Below are 2,801 nucleotides of genomic sequence, written 5' to 3'. Positions count from 1 at the left end.
CCAGCCGAGGAGCGCAAGCCAAAACCTATAGCGGAAGTCAGAAAGGAGTTTGACGCTTCCCCGCGCCCTTTTCTCTCTTCGCCGGACTCCCACATAAGAGACGGCTCCATTGTCGTGCAAAAAGGGCAGGTGGGGTTTCTTTCTGACTTAAAGCGACATCCAACCTTCAACCCGATGGACTTGCCGTATGCGCAGCTTTCCCGACTCAAAGCCTATATCGAGATACGGGAGTGCTATCATCGTCTCTATGACTACGAGGCAGAGAACCATGCAGAAGATAGAGAAGACCGTAGCAGACTCAATCACTTGTATGATGACTATGTTGCACGCTGGGGCTACTTTAATCAGAAGGCGAACACTGACATTATCAAGATGGATGCTACAGGCGTGGAAATGCTCTTCTTGGAACGCTCCGAAAACGGCAAGTACGTCAAGGCGGACATCTTTGACCATCCTACGGCATTTTCTACTACCGAACTTTCCATTGCTACCGACCCGATGGAGGCACTGGGTGCATCGCTCAACAAGTACGGTACGGTGGAACTTGACTACATGAGTTCACTTTTACCTGATATGGAGGAAAGCGACATTATTTCTTCCTTGGAAGGTCGTATATATTTCAATCCCGAAGAGAATGCTTACGAGGTGGCGGACAAGTTCATTTCGGGCAATGTAATAGAAAAGGCGGAGCGTATCGAGTCGTGGCTCTTGGACCATCCCGAACACGAAGAAGCAAAGCAGAGCCTTGCTGCCCTGCGTGCAGCCACGCCAACACCCATTCCTTTTGCGGACCTTGACTTCAATCTCGGTGAACGCTGGATACCTGCCAAAGTCTATGGCAGGTTTGCCTCAGAGTTTTTCGGGACGGATATTGGTGTATCCTACCATTCCAACATGGACGAGTACAGCATTATCTGCGACCATAAGAATGCCAATATCTGGCACAAGTATGCCGTACAAGGTGAGTTCCGCCGCTATGACGGCATCAATCTCCTCAAGCACGCCCTGCACAACACCATTCCCGACATCAACAAGAGCAAGGAGGTGACAGATAAGGTTACGGGAGAGACCAAGACCATCAAAGTAAGGGACGGACATGCCATACAGATGGCAAATGCCAAGATTGAAGAAATCAGACAGGGCTTTGTCGATTGGCTCGGACGGACACCTGACACGTTCAAGCAGCAGTTATCCGACCGTTACAACCGCCTTTTCAACTGTTTTGTGCGACCTAATTTTGACGGCACGCACCAGACGTTTCCCTACCTTGACCTCAGACGATTGGGTATTGCAGACCTCTACAAGAGTCAGAAGGATGCCGTGTGGATGCTCAAAACCAACGGTGGCGGCATCTGTGACCACGAGGTGGGTGCGGGAAAGACACTCATCATGTGTACGGCTGCCTACGAGATGAAGCGATTGGGACTGGCAAACAAGCCGATGATTATCGGTCTGAAGGCAAACGTATTCGACATTGCCGATACTTTTAGGAAAGCTTATCCTAATGCTAAGGTACTCTATCCAGGCAAGAATGATTTCAACAAGCAGAACCGCCAGCGTATTTTTAACGACATCAAAAACAACGACTGGGACTGTATTATCTTGACGCACGAACAGTTCGGCATGATACCGCAGGCCTTGGAGATACAGGAAGCGATTATGCAGAAGGAACTGGACTCAGTGGAAGAGAATCTCGAAGTGTTGCGACAACAAGGAAGAGACATCTCCCGTGGGATGCTCAAAGGCTTGGAGAAGCGCAAGCAGACGCTGGAAGCAAAGCTGCAGAACATACAGGACAGCATCGCCGAAAGAAAAGACGATGCCGTAGATTTCAAGATGATGGGTATCGACCACCTCTTTGTAGATGAATCACACCAGTTCAAGAACCTGATGTTCAATACCCGCCACGACCGTGTGTCGGGCTTGGGCAATCCGGACGGCTCACAGCGAGCCTTGAATATGCTCTTTGCCATACGCACCATACAGGAGCGGTCGGGCAAGGATTTGGGAGCCACTTTCCTTTCAGGAACGACTATCAGTAATTCGCTGACAGAGTTGTATCTGCTCTTTAAGTATCTCCGTCCGCAGGCTTTGGAGAAGCAGGGAATCAACAGCTTTGATGCTTGGGCAGCGGTTTTTGCCAAGAAATCGACCGACTACGAGTTCTCCATCACGAATGACATCATTCAGAAGGAACGGTTCAGAACATTCATTAAGGTACCTGAGCTGGCTGCGTTCTATGCGGAGATTTGCGATTTTCGCACTGCCAAAGACATTGGCATTGACAGACCAGAGAAGAATGAGATACTGCACAACATACCACCGACACCCGAGCAGGAAGTTTTTATCGGCAAACTGATGGAGTTTGCCAAGAGTGGCGATGCCACAATCCTGGGACGTGCACCTCTGAGTGAGAGTGAGGAAAGGGCAAAGATGCTTATCGCAACAGACTACGCGCGCAAGATGAGCCTTGATTTACGCATGATTGATGAAAAAGGGTACTCAGACCATATAGACAACAAGGCAAGCCATTGTGCCAAGATGCTCAATGACTATTACCAAAAGTTCGACGCACAGAAAGGTACGCAGTTCGTTTTCTCTGATTTAGGTACTTATAAGCCCGGTGGAGACTTTAATGTCTATTCGGAAATTAAGCGTAAGCTGGTAGAAGACTATCACATCCCGTCCTACGAGATACGCTTCATTCAGGAGTGCAAGAACGAGAAGGCAAAGAAGGCGATGGTAGATGCTATGAACCGTGGGGATATCCGCATTATCTTCGGTTCTACCTCTATGTTGGG

Annotated in this window: 1 pseudogene; it reads left to right on the top strand. The window is 49.1% G+C overall.

The features are described from left to right. Nucleotides 1–2,801, top strand: a pseudogene (locus HMPREF9420_RS12565) (helicase); the annotation flags it as partial.

The sequence above is a fragment of the Segatella salivae DSM 15606 genome (assembly GCF_000185845.1).
Taxonomy (GTDB): Bacteria; Bacteroidota; Bacteroidia; order Bacteroidales; family Bacteroidaceae; genus Prevotella; species Prevotella salivae.
This window is presented reverse-complemented; position numbering and strand designations above follow the sequence as displayed.